The following is a 17,680-nucleotide window of genomic DNA, read 5'->3' as shown; positions in this document are numbered from 1 at the left end:
CCAAACGGGCTTTTCTCTTGAATCCGCCACCTTTTTGCAAGGTGGCGGTTGCCTGTTTGTACCCTCTCATTTAGGGAAAATCTCAAGCAAGGAGGATGTGCTTCTTCATTTCCGCTACTTTTATTTATTCCCTTTATTGTGCGTGGGTCCGAGCTTGGAAGCTCGAACCAGCATGGTTTTAGGATAGCATTCATAAACCGAACACCCATCCCGAACATACTGGCATTTCCATGGCATCGAATACAAATGGCCGATCTTTCCAGGATCGGCCATTTGCAATATTGTAAATCAACGAAAAATTAATGGATCGTAAAATCGAAAGGTAACCTTGCTTGCGGTTCCCCCGTCATACTTTGAATCATCTTCAATTGCTTATAGATCGGGTAATTAATGCCAAGCTCATCTTTCAACATGGATTCTTTTACATGGGAATTGGACATCGATTCAACAATGGTGCTGAGTACATCTTTCAATTCGGGGTATTCCAGTAAATAATAGCTTGGTATATTCGCCATCTTTGCAGCGGAAGCAATTGCATCATCCAAGCCGCCAATCTTATCAACCAAACCTAATTTCAAGGCCTCTGTTCCACTCCAAACCCTTCCTTGAGCAATGGAATCTACCACCCCGCTGCTAAGTTTACGACCTTCAACCACCCGCGACTTAAAGCTGGCATAAATCGAATCAACCGACTGCTGAACTAACTTCTTTTCCGTCTCGGTCAAAGGGCGGGAAACTGTACCCAAATCAGCATATTGTGCTGTTTTAACCTCGTCAAAAGTAACGCCAAGTTTATTATTGAAAAAGCCCTGCATATTCGGCAATACTGTAAATACGCCGATGGAGCCGGTTAATGTATTAGGCTCGGCAAATATTGAATCGGCCATGCAGGAAATATAATAACCGCCGCTAGCGGCATAATCTCCCATTGAAACGATCACAGGTTTTTCTTTTTTAGCCAGGGTCAATTCTCTCCAGATCACTTCGGAAGCAAGGGCGCTACCGCCACCGGAATTTACCCTGAAAACGATGGCCTTCACTTCACTATTCATCCGCGCCTCCCGGATCATTCTCACGTACTCATCGCTTGCGATCGTTCCGATAGCTTTACTGGAACCACTTATGATATCTCCTTGAGCGTAAATCACGGCGATAGCCGGATCCCCCGCGTTGATAAAGTCATGGTAAACAGTTAAATAATCTGCCGCGGAAACATAATTAATTCTTTCGTATTTGCCCAATCCCAATGATTGCCTAATTTGTGCCTGAACCTGGTCATCATAATACAAAGCATCTATGAGCTTGTATTGCAAGGCATCCGAAGAAGAGCTGATCTTCGCTTCGTTGGCATAACCATGCAAAGTAGCTGTATCGATTTTACGGGCTGCCGCGATTCCCGATAAGTAATGGCCGTATAACTCACCGAGGAAAACAGATGTTTGTAAACGGTTGGCATCCGTCATACGTGTTTCACGTAATGGTTCCGTTGCACTTTTAAATTTACCGTTATAGAAGATCTGCGGTTGGATTTCCAATTTTGCAAGTGCATTTTTCAAATAAAATGTTTGCATGACGAAGCCGTTGAATTCGAGGCCGCCCTTGGGATTCAAGTAAATTTTATCGGCTACGGAAGCGACGTAATAACTTTGCTGGGTCATTACTTCGGCATAAGCATATATAAATTTCTTACTTTGCTTAAAGTCCTTCAAGGCATTCCTAATTTCTTCCGTGGCGCCAAAACCGTTGCCATTACCGCCTACTTTCAAGTAAATACCTTTGATATTGTCATCGATGGCAGCATTTCTGATCATGCGGGTCAATTCGTGTAAACCCGGCTCATCTTTCTCATGCGTAAGCACGGCAAAGGGTTTGATCAACCGCTGCTCACTATAAGAGCGGGATACATCAACTACGAGTACGCTGTTGGAAGCTACCCTAGTAGGCTCGATGGAATATAAGCTACCCAGGAAACCTGCGAAAAGGAAAAAACTGATGATAGTAAAAACGATAAGGGCTAATAGTGCCGCGAAAAAGAATTTGAGGAAACTTCGCATAATTTATATATAATTTATCAACTTGGCTGCCATATTTCATAGGAATTAGCAGCATTTCCAAGGGAAATTTGAAAAAATTTAATTATTTCCCGGCTCAAAGATGAAGAAAAATAAGGAATATAGCTACTTTTGGATTTCAAATATTCCATGAATCGTACAATTTTACTTTTAGGGGGCAACTTGGGCGATCGGATCGCCAACCTACAAAAAGCCGTTGAACTGATACAGGAAAAGGTAGGACAGGTATTGTCATGCTCAAAATTTTATGAAACCGCCCCGTGGGGTAACCCGGACCAACCGGATTTTATCAACCAAGCATTAGTAGTTGATACCCCGTTAAGACCTGTTCAGTTGATGTTGGCATTATTGGAGATCGAGAAATCGATCGGGCGTATCCGCCACGAAAAGTGGGGTTCCAGGTTAATAGATATTGACATTATCTTTTATAATGATGCGATTATTGAAGTGCATAGCCTTCAAATTCCGCACCCGAGGATGCAAAAGCGCCGCTTCGTGTTAGTTCCGATTGCGGAAATAGCGCCTTCTTGGGTTCATCCCGAACTCAAACAGGATATCGGTAACTTGTTAGCTTCTTGCGAAGATTCCCTCGAAGTGCGACCCATGTCGTCTACGGCACAATCTTAGATAACCTGATCCAGAGCTACATTTTACATGCACTACCCATTTATTACGATCGAAGGGAATATCGGGGCCGGGAAAACGACCCTATCGCAAAAACTGGCCGCGCATTATAATGCGAAATTGATATTGGAAGAGTTTGCAGATAACCCTTTCCTGCCAAATTTCTATAAAGATCCGGCTCAATACGCTTTCCCTTTAGAATTATTCTTCATGGCGGAAAGATATAAGCAGTTGAAGGAAATGCTGGTAGCGCAAGATTTATTTACAGCGGGGGTTGTTTCAGATTATTTGTTTATCAAGAGCTTATTGTTCGCTAAAATTAATTTAAGCGGGGATGAATATTCCCTCTACCAAAAATTATTCGATATCATCAATCCACAATTGAAACAGCCCGATTTACTGGTATACCTCAATTCTCCTATTGAACAACTACAACGAAATATTCATAAACGTAACCGCTCATACGAGCAGAATATAGCGGATCAATACTTGGAAAAGGTGCATGGTATGTACATGCAATATATCAAGCAACATCCTGTCAGGACCTTGATTATCGATACAACACAGGTGGACTTCGTACAAAGCGAACAGGACTTTTTAGCCATCGTAGCTGCATTAGAAAAAGATTATGAACCCGGTATACATTATTTTTCCCAAGATGGCCAGTAAACTTTAGGCACCTAGCATATGCCGGGAAAACATACATAAAATGACAAGGATGGACATAATAATAGTCCATCCTTGTCATTTATGAGGTAAGTTATTATTTTAAAATACTTTTTCAATATACCCGACATTCCCGTTGATGTCAAAACCTTGCACGATGACCCTGAAATGCTTGGTAAAATCATTGTTATAAAAACGGATTTTACCGGTTTGATAACGATCGATCTCGATCTCAGGCTCCCAGTACAAGGTCAGGCGTTTATCTCCCAATTCATGTTCTGGCTTCCTTAACGAGTAATCAGGATGATAAAACTCCTTCACGATGGTGAAGCCTGCTTGTTTGAAATTATCCAAACCCTTGAAATTGTCCTGGTTACTACGAACTTCATCTCCCCTGCGCGTGTATACGGCAATGGCACCTCCTGCGCCGCCGCCACCCGGACCCATAAACGGCGGGCGGAATACCTTGATCATAGCAATATCCTGGATAGCGATCGTGGATAACATGGAAACGTCCGATTGCATTTCATTCAGGTACAAAGTCGGCACGGAACCTCTCCAGCTTAAACTAGGATTATTTATATCACCGGTAATCTGCAACCCGGGCACCCGAGATTGCAGGTATTGGAATACGTTCATCGCGATCGGATCTTCGGTTACCAAATCGAAAGTATAGCCGTTGCTGGAAGTAAATAAGCCTGATACATACTTCTTTTCATCGATCCCCTGTTGTTTTTTCTCAACAACATTGAACTCTTTCAACTGTATCGTCTTATCAAGGATCCTTTTATTGATGACATTCCCCTGCTCTACCGTGGCCAGGTATGATTTCAACGAATCCGGATTCAAAGTTACAAGCGCCCTGATCGGTTTCGGCGAGTTGAATGCGGCTTTTACATCGAAGAAATGCGTATCGAATTTCACCCGGACGGTGCGCCCCATCTTATCATTATTTTGTCCTTGGTAATAAATACTTGCCGTATCCCTAAACATCAGGTTAGGCACTAAGAATTTACCATTCAAATCTGTTGGTGCGGATAAGATCGTTTGGAAGGAATCTTTCGGAACACTTACGATCAGGTTTACCGCGCCGTTAGCCAATGGAGTTCTTCCATTAGCAGTAGTAGCCGTACCGCTCACTTCAATTCCCTGTTCATAAGGATATTTTTTAACACTATTCGTATCATATGCCATCACGTCCTTCCAGGTGTACCTACGCCAGCCGTTGGTCATCATTACCAGGTCAAGCGCATGCAAGGTAGCTGCCGTCGTATCTTTAAAATACCAGTAAGGGTTGTGAACATACCCCTTGATCTCCGAGGTTAACAGTAAGTTGGAGATGATATTATCCCCCTGCAAGTTCATCTTCACAGCATCCGCATCAGTTACGGAAACCGACCATGAACCGATACTTGAATCCGGCACTTGCAACGTGATTTCGTTCATTTCCCTCGGGCCGCGCTTGATTTCATTTACATCGAGGAACATTAACATCCCATCATTTTTTTGCAAAAATACCAGGCGCTCCGCGAGCGGTTGTTTTAATTTATTAAAGATCGTGAGCTGTAAAATACCCGAAGGTAATTCCTTGGTAGGAATGAACCCGCTGATTCTACCTTCGTTGGCATTCAACATGGCCCTGTAAATGATCGTGTTTTTAAACTTGGCCACGATCATATAGTTTTCCGTTAAATCAGCATTAGGGCTCAAATTTGTTAGATAGAATACCCTATCGGCCCTACTGAAAACCTGCATAGCGATGCCGTTATCCTTGGCTGCCGGCAATGAAAACTGCTTGCTGGAAGATGCCGTTTGCACTTCGGCAGTATAGGTAATCCCGGCTTCCGGGGTCAGGGAGAATACCCCCATACCATCATGCTCGGTAATTATTTGTGCTACCACCTTGCCGTTACTGTCCTTCACCTTTCCCGTTACATCAACTGGGTATCCATTCTCATCAACGGCTTTAAAGGCCACGTTAGATTTTACACCGGTAATCATATCACCGCCTTCTGGAAAAAATTGTACGGAGTATTGCAAATTTGCAGCGGTATGTTTACCGCTAGCGGCTGCATTACTACCGGGTTTATTCCCTGTATCTTTTGCAGGCGGGGTATCATCCGATACGATTTCGATATTCCTGTAAAAATTAAAAGCATCATCGCCGTTCAGCATCCAACTGGTATATGCTCTCACTTGGTATAATCCCGCTTTCATATTTAAAGGCACCTGCATGCTGCCGGGTGCAACGCCACCGTTTACCAACAGCTTCTGTTTTTGCGTAACATTCCCATCCGGATCTCTCAACTCAACGTACAGTACTTTGGCGCGTATATCGGGTATATCTTGGATGGTAAGGTACCCTTTAAACCAGATGGTTTCACCCGGTGCGTAATAGTCTTTATCAAAATGAATAAACACTTTTTCTTGCGGGTTACGGGCAATATAATTCTGAAATGCAATGATTACTTCATCAGCCCAATCTATTGCCGGTTTAAATGCGAACAACGCGATGCAACCCAGCACAAAACTGCCAATAACGAGCCTTTTCCTGTTGAACCTTTTCTTTTGCTTTGACATGGATACCTAATGTTTAAAATACTGCGTGAAATTAATCACTTACATTTGTTCCTTATAAATATACACGGAAAATTAAGGAAACTCATGGGAGTTATCAGAAAAAAAGATGCGGAACTTAAAAAATTAGTGGTTATCGGTGGCGGCGCAGCAGGTTTCTTTTGCGCGGTCAATGCCGCCAGGTTAAACCCTCATTTGCAAGTTACGATACTGGAAAAGGGCACCAAGCTACTTTCCAAGGTCAAGGTTTCCGGTGGCGGGCGGTGCAACGTAACGCATCATGGATTGAGTATTACAGAAATGTTAAAAAAATATCCCAGGGGACAACAACTCTTGAAGAAATCGTTCCATCAATTCTTTGTCCCCGATACGGTAGCTTGGTTCAAAGAGCGGGATGTAACGCTTAAGACAGAGGCCGATGGTAGGATGTTCCCAACTACCGACAACTCCCAAACAATCATAGATTGCTTATTAAAAGAGGCTGATAAATATAACGTGCAAGTTGCAACCGGGCAAGAAGTCATGGCACTTTACCCGGGGTCAACATCCCCTTGGTTATTAGAGCTGAAGGGAGGCAAATTGGAACCTGCCGAATATGTTTGCATTGCCAGCGGGGGCTATTCTCAAATGCAGAAGTTCCATTGGCTCCAACAATTGGGACACAGTATCGCGGCCCCGGTACCCTCGCTTTTTACATTTAATATGCCCAGGCATCCCATTACGGAATTAATGGGTGTAACCGTACAAGGCGTACAGGTAAAGATCGCGGGTTCCAAGTTCATGGAATCAGGTCCCTTATTGATTACGCACTGGGGATTCAGCGGACCGTCGATCCTAAGGTTATCTGCTTGGGGTGCGGAATGGTTAGCGGAAAAGAATTATCAATTCCAAGTGATCGTGAATTGGTTGCCGGAATTTAATGAGCATACTTTACGGGAAGCATGGCAGGGGTTCAGAAGCGCGCATGGCAAGCAAAAAATTTATAACAAGTCCCCTTTTCAATTACCGGTGCGGCTCTGGAATTATTTACTGGAAACAGCCGGCATCCTTCCAGGGATGAGATGGGCCGATATACCGGCCAAGGAACAGAATAAATTTATCAAGATTTTAACTGCCATGGAGTTCGATATTTCCGGTAAAACAACATTCAAGGAGGAGTTCGTAACATGCGGCGGGGTGCAGCTCAACGAGATAGATGCCAATACGATGCAGAGTAAAATTAAAGAGGGTATATATTTTGCCGGGGAGGTATTGAACGTGGATGGTATTACCGGTGGATTTAATTTCCAGAATGCATGGACTAGCGGCTGGGTTGCCGCCACGGCTATAGCTTCCGCGGCAACAGGAGCTTAATAGGCAAGGATCGGGTTGCAGGCTGTAGATTTTTCTAGTAATTTTATCTTTCTTTTTGATTGTCTAACCAAGGAATTAAACAGGAATCATGGAACATATGCCCTCTATTGCCATAGACATGGACGAAACCATTGCAGATCCGATTAAAAAAGTTAGGGAACTGTATTATCAGGATTTTGGCACCCGCTATTCAGAAGAGGAAATGCACGGCAAATCATTTAGCCAGGTAGTACCCGGGCACCATAAACCTAAAATCACGGAATATTTAAACAGGCCGGGTTTTTTCAGGGATTTGGATATTTTCCCCGACGCGCAGCAAGTAATCGAAGCGTTGAATAAAAAGTACCGCGTGTACATCGTTTCCGCCGCTATGGAGTTTCCAAATTCCCTGCTGGATAAAGTACAATGGCTACAGGAATACTTACCCTTTTTGAACTGGAAACAATATTGTTTATGCGGCGACAAGAGCGTGGTGCAAACCGATTTTATGATCGATGATCTCACGCGGAATTTCGTAAATTTTAAAGGCAAAGCATACTTGTACCACGGTCACCACAACGTGCATGTTGAAGGATATGAGCGGGTGATGGATTGGGCTGATGTAGCGAATAAATTGTTGTAAGGCTCCATCCTCCAAGGCATAAATAAAATGAATGATGCATATGAAAAAACCGCCTTCAAACGAGGCGGTTTTTACTTTGAAAATAATAGGTTAGTCCTTTAACTTATTCAGGTAAAAAGATAATTGAAATAATAGCTCATCCTGCAATCCAGCGCGGAGTTTGGCCTCTTCATCCGAGATACCTAACCTCTTCAGCCTCTGGTAATGAACGTAAGATGCGCCTACCAATTCGAGGCATTCCTGTATATTTTCTTTTATTTCCTCTTCTTTAACACGTTTATCATATTCCCTTTTGGATAGAATCCGTTCCACGAAGAAGATAGGTTCTTTTTCTTCGACCCATTTTTTGCCGTCAAGAAATTGCGGTTTATAGATTTCCATGTAACAAGAATCGATCTTGAGAATCTGCCCGAATTCGGCTTTTAAGTCAACCACCAGGGGTTGCGGTACATCTTTAACGGAAAGCTTTTTCTTGATAGCGGTATTTATTTCCGCGCCCAAGGTATTGCCGGCGGCAAGTACTTGGCTAAGCTGCGAAAAATCCAGTACCAGGCTGATCCTTGTTAACTTCGTTCCGACCCTTATCTTACCGATGATGGTAGGTAAAGCTTTATCATCAAAAATGACATCTTCCACTTGTAATTTAGATATCAATTGAAAGTTGGGTTGGTAACCGGCATCAAGGCTGGCAGGTGATTTAGCAAGCGATGGGCGGGCAGAAGATTTGGTTTTCTTCTTGTGGCAAAATTGGACGAAGTCGTCTACGAAGATCAGTTTAAACTTCCTCAATTTCGCGTACAATACATGCTCCGTATGATCCTGCAACTTTGACAACAAGACGATCTCTTCCCAGCATTGATGTTGCTGAATTTTTTTCATCTCGTCAAGTATATCTTTTGCCGGGACGTTTCTTTTATATAATAGTTCCGACAATAAGAAGAGCGCGTATTCATTTACCGGGATACCGATTTCCGGTAATACATCGTAAGGGCTTTTCTTTTGATCTTTCGCCAAGACAAGTTGATCTATATCCGTCATTGCCGGGGCCAAGAGATATTTCCTGGCAGCCGTGCGCAGTTTTTGACTAACATTATCAATCAACTGTTCATTCATATTTCCGCTTTGTACGAAATCGTGCAAAATTTGTACGAAGCGCTTCGATGCCGGGAGCCCGAACTGGGAAAGGATATCTTGTTCCAGGTCGCCCATTTCAGCTTTTCCCCTAGCAGGTTTACCTTTCTCCTTGAAGCGGTTATAGTACTCCTGGAGTTTCAATTTAAGTTGATCCATATAAATATTTATTACAACAAATTTCAATTTATAAGTATGGCATGATCAAAAATCCGGCTTAGGTTAGAGCAGAAAATTGGCACATACTTTTCCCGTACTCTATACGGGGATAGAATTTAATGGCGGGTTAATAATAGTTTAGTGGATTAGTTAGTTAATGGGAAGTATTGCAAAGATAACCGATTTTTCAACGCACCCAAATGAGTCATTAACGGGGATTCATATATTAAAAATTGCCCTTACATAGACCCTTGGAATAGAAAATACTCCTACAATTCGGCCAGAAAATTTTTCTGTATAATTTTTAGAAAAATATTTGGATTTACTAATACAATTAGCTTATCTTTGCACTCCCTTAAACGGTATACGGTGGCTGTAGCTCAGTTGGTTAGAGCATCAGATTGTGGTTCTGAGGGTCGTGGGTTCGAGACCCATCAGTCACCCTGGAAGCGCTTGGCAAATTGCCCGGCGCTTTTTTTTTTGCAGCTAGCCCTGGTTAGCCATTATTATAAAAATATTAACCCTGACTAGTATTTTAATACAATTGCTAGTATCATTGGGGTAGTGAAAATCTGCCTCATGAAATATATCAATTCCTTTATTTATATAACTTTCATTTTTGTAACGCCTTTATTACTATGTGCCACGGCACTTTCGGCGCAATCTACGGCGGCTCATGCCGGGGCTCTCCTCACCGGGGGAAAGTCATTAAGCTTATATGAGAGGATTTCCGCAATAGAACAACGCTATAGTATTCAAATTCATTTCAGCGAGTTCCCAATTGATACGGGTAGGTTTGCAATATCGGCAGCTCCCAGGGAAACCGGGGCTCAAAAAAAATTAAAAACCAGGCACCCATATCAAAATAAGGATACTACGCAAGTTCCCAACCTGGTTAAACCGGGCGAACGGAAAACAAGGTTTGCTTACTTACAAGTGGCAGATAGCATTTACAGGGACTCCCTTCTGCAAATATTCTCCGAAGAATGGGAAAAATATCCCCCGGCGTTCATCCGCTCTATCGATATAAAAAATGTCTACTTCGTAAGAAACCTGCAAGTGTACGGTCAAACCCGGTACGCGATGCCCGATGGGGCTTCCAATGATTTATATTACAACACCGATTATGTAGGCATCCGCAAGGAAAGCTACCTAAGGCATTCCTTGCACCACGAGTTATACCACCTCATAGAAAAACAATTCTTCGGTGATTTTTACTACGTGGATGCCACCTGGGCTTCTTTTAACCCTCCCCTTTTCAGCTATAGCACTGGTGGCGCCGATGCTTATGCTAAGCAGCAATTCTCAAAACAGGTGCATCCCTACAAAGGTTTTGTATCCGGCTACGCGACCAGCGGCTTGGAAGAAGATAAGGCGGAAGTATTTGCTTACATGATGACCGGCAACCAGTTCTTACAATTATTGAGATGGAGCCAAGACGATATCATACTGGCGCAAAAGATGGCCTATATGATGGGGTTTACCAGGGGCATATGCCGGGAAATGGACATGGAATATTTTTTAAAAATCCATGAAATAAAAACCAAACAAGTATCACAGCCTTTACTTCCAAATGACATTTATTAAATCTCAAACAGCTCAAACAAGATAATTATGTAAAGTAATTGTAAACAATAATTATCTATCTGTTTACCTCTTTTATCCAAAGCTTTGATTAAGCAAGGTTTGCTTCTATTTTGGTAAAATAAACTTACTAGATATGAAGAAACTACTACTTCTATTCTTGTGCTTTGCATTTATCAACCAAATTTCTGCACAAAACCGGTCGGTCAAGGGGACTGTAACCGATGAAAACGGCCAACCTATTGCCAATGCTTCAATAGGCGTCAAAGGCACCACGCTTGGGGCCTTCTCTTCAGAGAAAGGTGAATTCAGCCTAGAAATTCCTACAACGGCCAAAGTAATCGTGGTATCATTCCTCGGTTATACCACGCGGGAAATTCAACTTACCGGCGAATCCTCCTACCAAGTACAATTGCAGCCAAGTTCTCAAAACCTTGAAGGCGTGGTCGTAACCGCTTACGGTACAACCAACCGGAAAGCGTTTACAGGGACTGCTACCACTATCACGAACGAGAAATTCAAGGACCTGCAAATCTCGACCATCACCGGAGCATTACAAGGGAATGCCAGCGGTGTATTATCCGTCACCAGCACCGGGCAACCGGGGGAAAATCCTACTATCAGGATACGGGGTATCGGGTCATTCAACGCTTCCAATGAACCGCTGATCCTGGTAGATGGCGCACCTTATTCGGGTAGCATCAACAATATCAACCCGGCTGATGTAGAATCGATCACCGTATTGAAAGATGCCTCCGCAACGGCCATCTATGGCTCCAGGGCGGCTAACGGCATACTCCAAATCGTTACTAAAAAAGGTAAAGGCAAAACTCGCTTTTCCTTCTCCGGCATTTCAGGTTATTCAAAAAGGGCGGTTAAAGAATATGAAAAAATCAGCCCCGCTCAAATGTATGAACTCACCTGGGAAACACTTAAGAACGATGCCATTGCCGACCCTAGTTTGCTGACGCAAAACAGTGTTGCCAGCCCGGAAGAATATGCCACGAAAGTTGTTGCGCCGAGGTTACGCTACAACCCCTTCGATGTTGCACAACCGGTAGGCATGGATGGCAAACTGGTTGACAACGCGAAACTGTTGTACCACGATGATTGGATCGATGAGTTGACCCGCACCGGTGTAAGGAATGATTACAATTTCAATATCTCCGGTTCTGATCCAGCTAATACGATCAGCTATTTCCTAAGCGGTGGCTACTTACATGACCAGGGAATTATCATCGAGTCAGATTTCAAACGTTACACCGGAAGGGCGCGCGTAGACATCAAACCTACCACCTGGTTAAAGTCCGGGGTTAATATTAACTTGGCCTACTCTAATCAAAACTATCCTTACCAGGGTAGCGGTGGAGGATCGGATGTACTCTCATTTGCCAGGAGGATCGGCCCCATTTACCCGGTTTACCTCAGGGATCGTACCACGGGAGATTATCTACTTGATGGCAACGGCAATAAAATCTTTGACTTCGGTAATAACAGTGCTGAATTGGGCATATTAAGACCTGCGGCTGAAACCAGGTTATACGTACCGGGGCAAAATCCGGCTGCCACTACCACCCTCAATCCCATTACGAATGAGAGGCTGACTGCGAACGGAATACTGTATGGCGAAGTTCAGCTACTGAAAGAGTTAAGTTTTTTATCGCAATACGCTATCAATTATAACCAGATAGATGCTAACCTATTCTGGAACCCTTTTTATGGGGATGGAACAACTTCCGGCGGGTATAGTTACAGGGGCATTACCAATCTTTATGCTCAAAATTTCACCAATACCTTTACATTCAAAAAATCATTCGGCAACATCCATTACCTCAACATTGTAGCAGGTATGGAAGCTGTAAAGAACCGCAGTGAAATTACAACGGCATCAACAACAGGTTTTACTTCTACCTATAGCACACAACCAAGTTACGGTACCGTGCAAAGTTCATCGGGCACATTAGATCAATCCAGGATGCTCGGTTTCTTCGGCAGGTTAAACTATGATGTTGCGGAAAAATACCACCTATCATTATCCCTGCGCCGTGACGGAACAACCCGCTTTGCTGACAGCTCCCGTTGGGGTACCTTCTACGCGGTAGGTGGCGCATGGAACCTTGATAAAGAAGCGTTCATGAAGTCGGCTGAATTTTTAAGTGATTTAAAACTGAAAGCGAGTTACGGAACTCAAGGTAACCAGTTCTTGCCGGGCAGTTTTCCTTACCTGGGAGTCTATCAATCCGGTTGGAACATCGGCAGCGCTAGCGGCGTGATCGTAAATTCTGTAAACAATGGATACCTCACCTGGGAAAAACAACAACAACTCGACCTGGGTGTTGAATTCGGTTTCTGGGAAGATCGTTTGACAGGTTCCGTGGTATATTTCCGTAGAACATCTGATGCCCTGTTATTTGATCGTCCGCTGGCGCCATCGTCCGGCATCAACGATGTAAGCGATAACGTCGGTGGGGTTGAAAACAACGGCATAGAAGTAGAATTGAACAGCCTGAATATTAAAAAGAAAAATTTTGAATGGCGTACTTCTTTCAATATCACGAAATTGAAAAACAAGATTACGCAACCTGCGCCGGGAACAACACAGGAAAAAGGCGGTAGCTGGTATTATTGGTACTTACCGGAATATGCCGGCGTTGATGCTTCCGATGGTTTACCCACCTGGTATATGGACGACCCCGACAACGAGGGCAAAAAAATCACCACCAAAGATTATAACCTCGCAACACGCTACCATGTTGGGAGCAGGTTACCGGATTATACCGGCGGTATTACCAACACGTTCCGGTACAAGGATTTTGACCTGACGATCTTAGCTTCATTCGCCTTAGGCGGAAAAATGTATGATGGCGATTACGCGGGACTCATGGGAGCCTTCAATTCGGGAACAGCGCTGGGTAGTAATGCCAGCATCGACATCTTGAACAGGTGGCAAAGTGTTGATAATCCCGGCGACGGCCAAACACCAAAATTAACCACCGCCGCGATTAATGCAACGGCAAGCTCCACGAGATTCCTGTATAATCTCGATTACATGAGGATCAGGAATATCACTTTAGGTTACAGGTTACCGCAACATTTATTGAGGCAATTCCATCTTGAAAACGCGCGTTTCTTCGTGGACCTTCAAAACCCATTCACATTTTTCGGCGGACCCAAAGGTACCGATCCCGAAGCCGGGGGATTAAACGCACAGAGTGGTAGCAACAACACGACTACCAACAAAACATTAGCGATCGGTATCAACATCGGTTTATAAAACGATAAAAAACTTTGATATGAAAATAAATCACCGGATAATACTTGTATTTGCATACATCCTTTTGGGATCGTCATGCAGCAAGGATTTCTTGAACGAAATCAAACCTGAAAACGGGGATGTTACGGAAGATGTCGTTTTCTCCAGTAAAGAAGGCGCCGAAAGCGCCATTACAGGCATGCTGGATATTTTCCGTGAAGAAAACTACAATGGATATCCAAACACCGGTAACCTGACGAACCGGGGCTTACAAACAACCATGTTCCTTTTCGAAGTACGTGCCAATGATGTTTTTGATGCGTATTATAGTTGGTGGCGGGCGGAAGGATCTTGGGAAGAGTCCGGCTACGGCCGCATCCAAACCGGTACCAGGACCAAGCAAATTTGGGATATGTTTTACAAGGTAATCAACAACGCTAACGTAATCATTAAGCGTGTTCCAGATTTAACGGACGTCGCGCCCGAACAGAAAGAAGCCTTTATCGCGGAAGCGAAGGCCGCCAGGGCATATGCTTATTTCTGGCTAGCCAGGGTATACCAGTTTACCTACGCTAAAGATCCCCAGGCTAAAGCGATCCCTATTTACATGGAACCGACAACAAGTGCTACCATAGGCAATCCGCGCAGTACATTACAAGAAGTGTATGATTTGATCCTGGAAGATTTGCTGTACGCGGTTGATAAATTACCAACAGATCGTACCGGGAAATTCAGGATCAATAAAAATGTTGCCAGCGGCATTCTTGCTGAAGTTTACCAGGAACTCGCACCCGGCAATGCCGCTTACTGGGAAAAAGTTAGCACTTATGCGCATGCTGCCAGGGAAGGTTTCCCTTTGACCTCTAACGCTGAATATAACTCCGGCTTCAACAGCGTTTCCAATAGCGGTTGGATCTGGGCGTTCCCGGTTCCGGATGAACAAAGTTTAAGTTATTATTCACAGTTCAGTTACATGGATCCATATTATGGTTATTATAGAAATATAGCTATCAATACAAGTTTCGTGAACCTGTTCAGCGCTACCGATATCCGTAAGAGCCGTTTCCTGTATTGGGGCGATGTAGCAGGTTACCCTGCCCTCGTTTACCAGACAACGAAATATACTTCACGTTCCACGAGCGCTATTCAAGGAGATATTTTATTGATGCGTTCCGCGGAGATGTTGTTGGCTGAAGCGGAAGCCTTAGCGCAACAGGATGAGCTCCAAGGAGCCATTGACCTGCTATTCGAGTTACAGGGCTTAAGGGATCCCAATGCAACGAAACTGGCCGCCAACACTCCTAAGCAGGATATCATCGATGCCATTTTACTGGAAAGAAGAAAAGAATTGTATGCAGAAAACGGCATGTCGTATTTCGACTTAAAACGTTATCAAAAAGACCTGGTAAGAAACGGCAACCACCCTTACCCGATCACGGTGCCTAATGATGATAAACGTTGGGTATTTCAAATTCCTTTGGCTGAAATAGATGCCAATCCTAATATTAACCCGGGAGATCAAAACCCGTAAGCATTATTCTTCAACATTTATTGATAGCAAAACGGGCCAAAGGTGTGGCCCGTTTTGCATAACAGGTAGTGCTAAACATTTACTATCTTTGGCGCTTTCTAAACCCCTAAACCTAACTTTACCTATGCTTAAAAAGTATTTATGGCTGCTTTTGTTCATTGCGTTGCCACTGAAAGCCGTTCATGCCCAAGACGATAAGAAAATAAAGCCCCGGATAGCAACAAGCGATGGATTTGAAGAACCGCAAACCGGTAGCGCCAGGGTCATCTTGCTGAAAAACGGTAATACTTTATTCCTAAACTTCTCGCTCAAAAATGGTATCACTGTCACCCTTTACGGGCCTGATCACAAGAAAAAAAGCCAATCGGGAATGGAGATCGAAGGGTTTAGACAAAGGGCTTTGAAAAACGCCGAACTAAAAGGTTATTTCGAAGCGGATGGCAACCTGTTGGTCTTTATAGAAAAACAGATGGGCAGTGAATTAAATCTCTTTAGAATACTCATCAGCGGTACCACGGGTAAAAAGATATCGGAAACCAGGATCAAAACGATAGAAAATGTTAGCCTGATGAGGTTAGGTGTAGTTGAATTCTCAACCATGGCCCGCTCGGGCTTCATCGTGCGTAAAGATCCCAATTCGGAATATTATGCCATACTAACATTTAACTCTTTCGAAAAGGGCAATAAAAGAGTGCACGTAAGCCACTATTCTCCTGGTAATAACTTGATCCGCGAATCTTTTTACGATTCACCCGGAAAGAAATTCACCTTTATTGACCCGGTAGATTTGTATGTAAACAAGGATCATTATGTTTGCTTGATTACCTATCTTTTTAATACCAGGCGTACCGGAGGGAAAGCATCTGCCGTAGGTATCGCCAAGCTGGATGCCGGTGATACCGATTTCCACGGTTCAATACTTGAAGATAGTGATGACTATACGGTTAAAAATGTTGCCATGAAGTTGAATAGCAACAATGGTAGCTTGTACCTCGTCAGCCGGATTGACCACAGGAAAAAGGGCAAAGGTGCGGTTAATCCAAATAGTAACGACCTCCTGAGGTTCAGGCGAACTAAATTGCTCGTCAATATTATTGATCCGGATAAGATGAAATCTACGGGCAGCTTTTTAGTTACCCAGGACCTGTTGAATCAATATGTAAATAAATACCTCGGATACAAACATGCTTATGGTGGCGAAATACAAGATTTTTTAATTAATGAAGATAACAGCATCACGCTGCTCTATGAAGAATTAGACAGGAAGGTGCATCATCATAGCTACCAGTCATCCGGCGGGTCCACGCAAGGGGGAATGGATACGTACAGTACCCGCTTAGGCGAAATCGGTATTTCCATCCTGGATACACGTGGCAAAGAATTAGATGCATATGCCGTTCCTAAAGCACAGATAACCGAGGGATCCGTATATGAATTTAACCTGTATAACAGGAATCAAACCGATTGGAAATTTAGACGGAAAATAACCCGGGATGAGGTTATGGGCTATTATTCTTACGATGCCTTACAGCTTGGCGGCAATCAAATTCTAATCTATAATGATTATATCAAGAATTTTAATAACGAACGAACCAATTACCGCTCTATTAAAAATGTGAAATATGTAAGCGAAACGAATACCCTATTTGCCATTTACGATGGGAAAAATATAGACCGGCAATTCCTTTTCGGTGAACCGGGCAAAAAAAACAGCAACTTCATCAACATGGAAATGATCTCCAAGAACCGGGACAATACCGGCTTCGCTACCATGATGGTGGAGAAAAGAGGGAAAAAGAAAGTGGCCAAGGTACTTTGGGTTGATTTTAAATAGTTGATTCAACCATCGTGACAAAAAATTGTTCTCAATTATGGGACATTTTTTTGGAAATAAGATTTCAATTCTCTTATATTTGCACTCCGAAAAAATAGATGGTGGCTGTAGCTCAGTTGGTTAGAGCATCAGATTGTGGTTCTGAGGGTCGTGGGTTCGAGACCCATCAGTCACCCCGAAAAGCACTGGGTAATTGCCCGGTGCTTTTTTTTATTCGCCCCAGGTATTGCCTAATTTTCAACTATTTATCTTTTCTTTGCAAGTCTAAATTGCT

At 43.4% G+C, this 17,680-nt stretch carries 11 protein-coding genes and 2 tRNA genes; 10 read left to right on the top strand and 3 right to left on the bottom strand.

Annotated elements, in window-relative coordinates; genetic code table 11:
- Nucleotides 1-299: 299 nt before the first annotated feature.
- Nucleotides 300-2,054, bottom strand: a complete 1,755-nt coding sequence (gene sppA / locus COR50_RS13680) for a signal peptide peptidase SppA (protein ID WP_098194504.1) — start codon at nucleotides 2,052-2,054, stop codon at nucleotides 300-302.
- A 147-nt stretch (nucleotides 2,055-2,201) separates the two neighbouring features.
- Between sppA and folK the strand changes: the two genes are divergently transcribed.
- On the top strand, nucleotides 2,202-2,699 hold the full coding sequence (folK, locus tag COR50_RS13675; RefSeq protein ID WP_098194503.1) for a 2-amino-4-hydroxy-6-hydroxymethyldihydropteridine diphosphokinase: 498 nt from the start codon (nucleotides 2,202-2,204) through the stop codon (nucleotides 2,697-2,699).
- Between the two features lie 27 nt (nucleotides 2,700-2,726).
- A complete protein-coding gene (locus COR50_RS13670) occupies nucleotides 2,727-3,365 on the top strand; it encodes a deoxynucleoside kinase (RefSeq protein WP_098194502.1) in 639 nt (212 codons plus the stop codon).
- A gap of 99 nt (nucleotides 3,366-3,464) precedes the next feature.
- Here COR50_RS13670 and COR50_RS13665 read toward each other — a convergent pair whose 3' ends face one another.
- On the bottom strand, nucleotides 3,465-5,942 hold the full coding sequence (locus tag COR50_RS13665; protein WP_098194501.1) for an MG2 domain-containing protein: 2,478 nt from the start codon (nucleotides 5,940-5,942) through the stop codon (nucleotides 3,465-3,467).
- A gap of 84 nt (nucleotides 5,943-6,026) precedes the next feature.
- Between COR50_RS13665 and COR50_RS13660 the strand changes: the two genes are divergently transcribed.
- Together COR50_RS13660 and COR50_RS13655 are read left to right on the top strand one after the other, a co-directional pair.
- Nucleotides 6,027-7,292: a BaiN/RdsA family NAD(P)/FAD-dependent oxidoreductase gene (locus COR50_RS13660; protein ID WP_098194500.1), complete on the top strand. Its 1,266-nt coding sequence runs from the start codon at nucleotides 6,027-6,029 to the stop codon at nucleotides 7,290-7,292.
- Nucleotides 7,293-7,380: 88 nt separating this feature from the next.
- Nucleotides 7,381-7,914, top strand: coding sequence for a 5' nucleotidase, NT5C type (locus tag COR50_RS13655; protein WP_098194499.1), 534 nt, complete (start codon nucleotides 7,381-7,383; stop codon nucleotides 7,912-7,914).
- Between the two features lie 90 nt (nucleotides 7,915-8,004).
- Here the strand turns inward: COR50_RS13655 and COR50_RS13650 are convergent, their stop codons facing one another.
- Nucleotides 8,005-9,204 carry a hypothetical protein gene (locus COR50_RS13650; protein ID WP_098194498.1) on the bottom strand — a complete coding sequence of 400 codons (1,200 nt, stop codon included), beginning with the start codon at nucleotides 9,202-9,204 and terminating at the stop codon, nucleotides 8,005-8,007.
- Between the two features lie 369 nt (nucleotides 9,205-9,573).
- Here COR50_RS13650 and COR50_RS13645 point away from each other — a divergent pair.
- The 6 genes from COR50_RS13645 to COR50_RS13620 all read left to right on the top strand — a co-directional run bounded on the left by COR50_RS13645 (nucleotide 9,574) and on the right by COR50_RS13620 (nucleotide 17,581).
- Nucleotides 9,574-9,647, top strand: a tRNA-His gene (locus tag COR50_RS13645).
- A gap of 136 nt (nucleotides 9,648-9,783) precedes the next feature.
- Nucleotides 9,784-10,791 (top strand): putative zinc-binding metallopeptidase, encoded by a 1,008-nt coding sequence (locus COR50_RS13640; RefSeq protein ID WP_098194497.1) that lies wholly within the window; start codon nucleotides 9,784-9,786, stop codon nucleotides 10,789-10,791.
- A 133-nt stretch (nucleotides 10,792-10,924) separates the two neighbouring features.
- A complete protein-coding gene (locus COR50_RS13635; RefSeq protein WP_098194496.1) occupies nucleotides 10,925-14,062 on the top strand; it encodes a SusC/RagA family TonB-linked outer membrane protein in 3,138 nt (1,045 codons plus the stop codon).
- Nucleotides 14,063-14,081: 19 nt separating this feature from the next.
- Complete coding sequence (locus tag COR50_RS13630; RefSeq protein WP_098194495.1) at nucleotides 14,082-15,572, top strand: RagB/SusD family nutrient uptake outer membrane protein; 1,491 nt, start codon at nucleotides 14,082-14,084, stop codon at nucleotides 15,570-15,572.
- A gap of 124 nt (nucleotides 15,573-15,696) precedes the next feature.
- Entirely contained in the window at nucleotides 15,697-17,406 is a 1,710-nt protein-coding gene (locus COR50_RS13625; RefSeq protein ID WP_157760837.1) for a hypothetical protein, read from the top strand.
- 101 nt (nucleotides 17,407-17,507) lie between these two features.
- Nucleotides 17,508-17,581 (top strand) — tRNA-His (locus COR50_RS13620).
- Nucleotides 17,582-17,680: the final 99 nt, after the last annotated feature.

The organism is Chitinophaga caeni (genome assembly GCF_002557795.1).
GTDB classification, from domain to species: Bacteria; Bacteroidota; Bacteroidia; order Chitinophagales; family Chitinophagaceae; genus Chitinophaga; species Chitinophaga caeni.
Note: the sequence above shows the minus strand (reverse complement) of the source record. Positions and strands in the feature narration are given on the sequence as shown.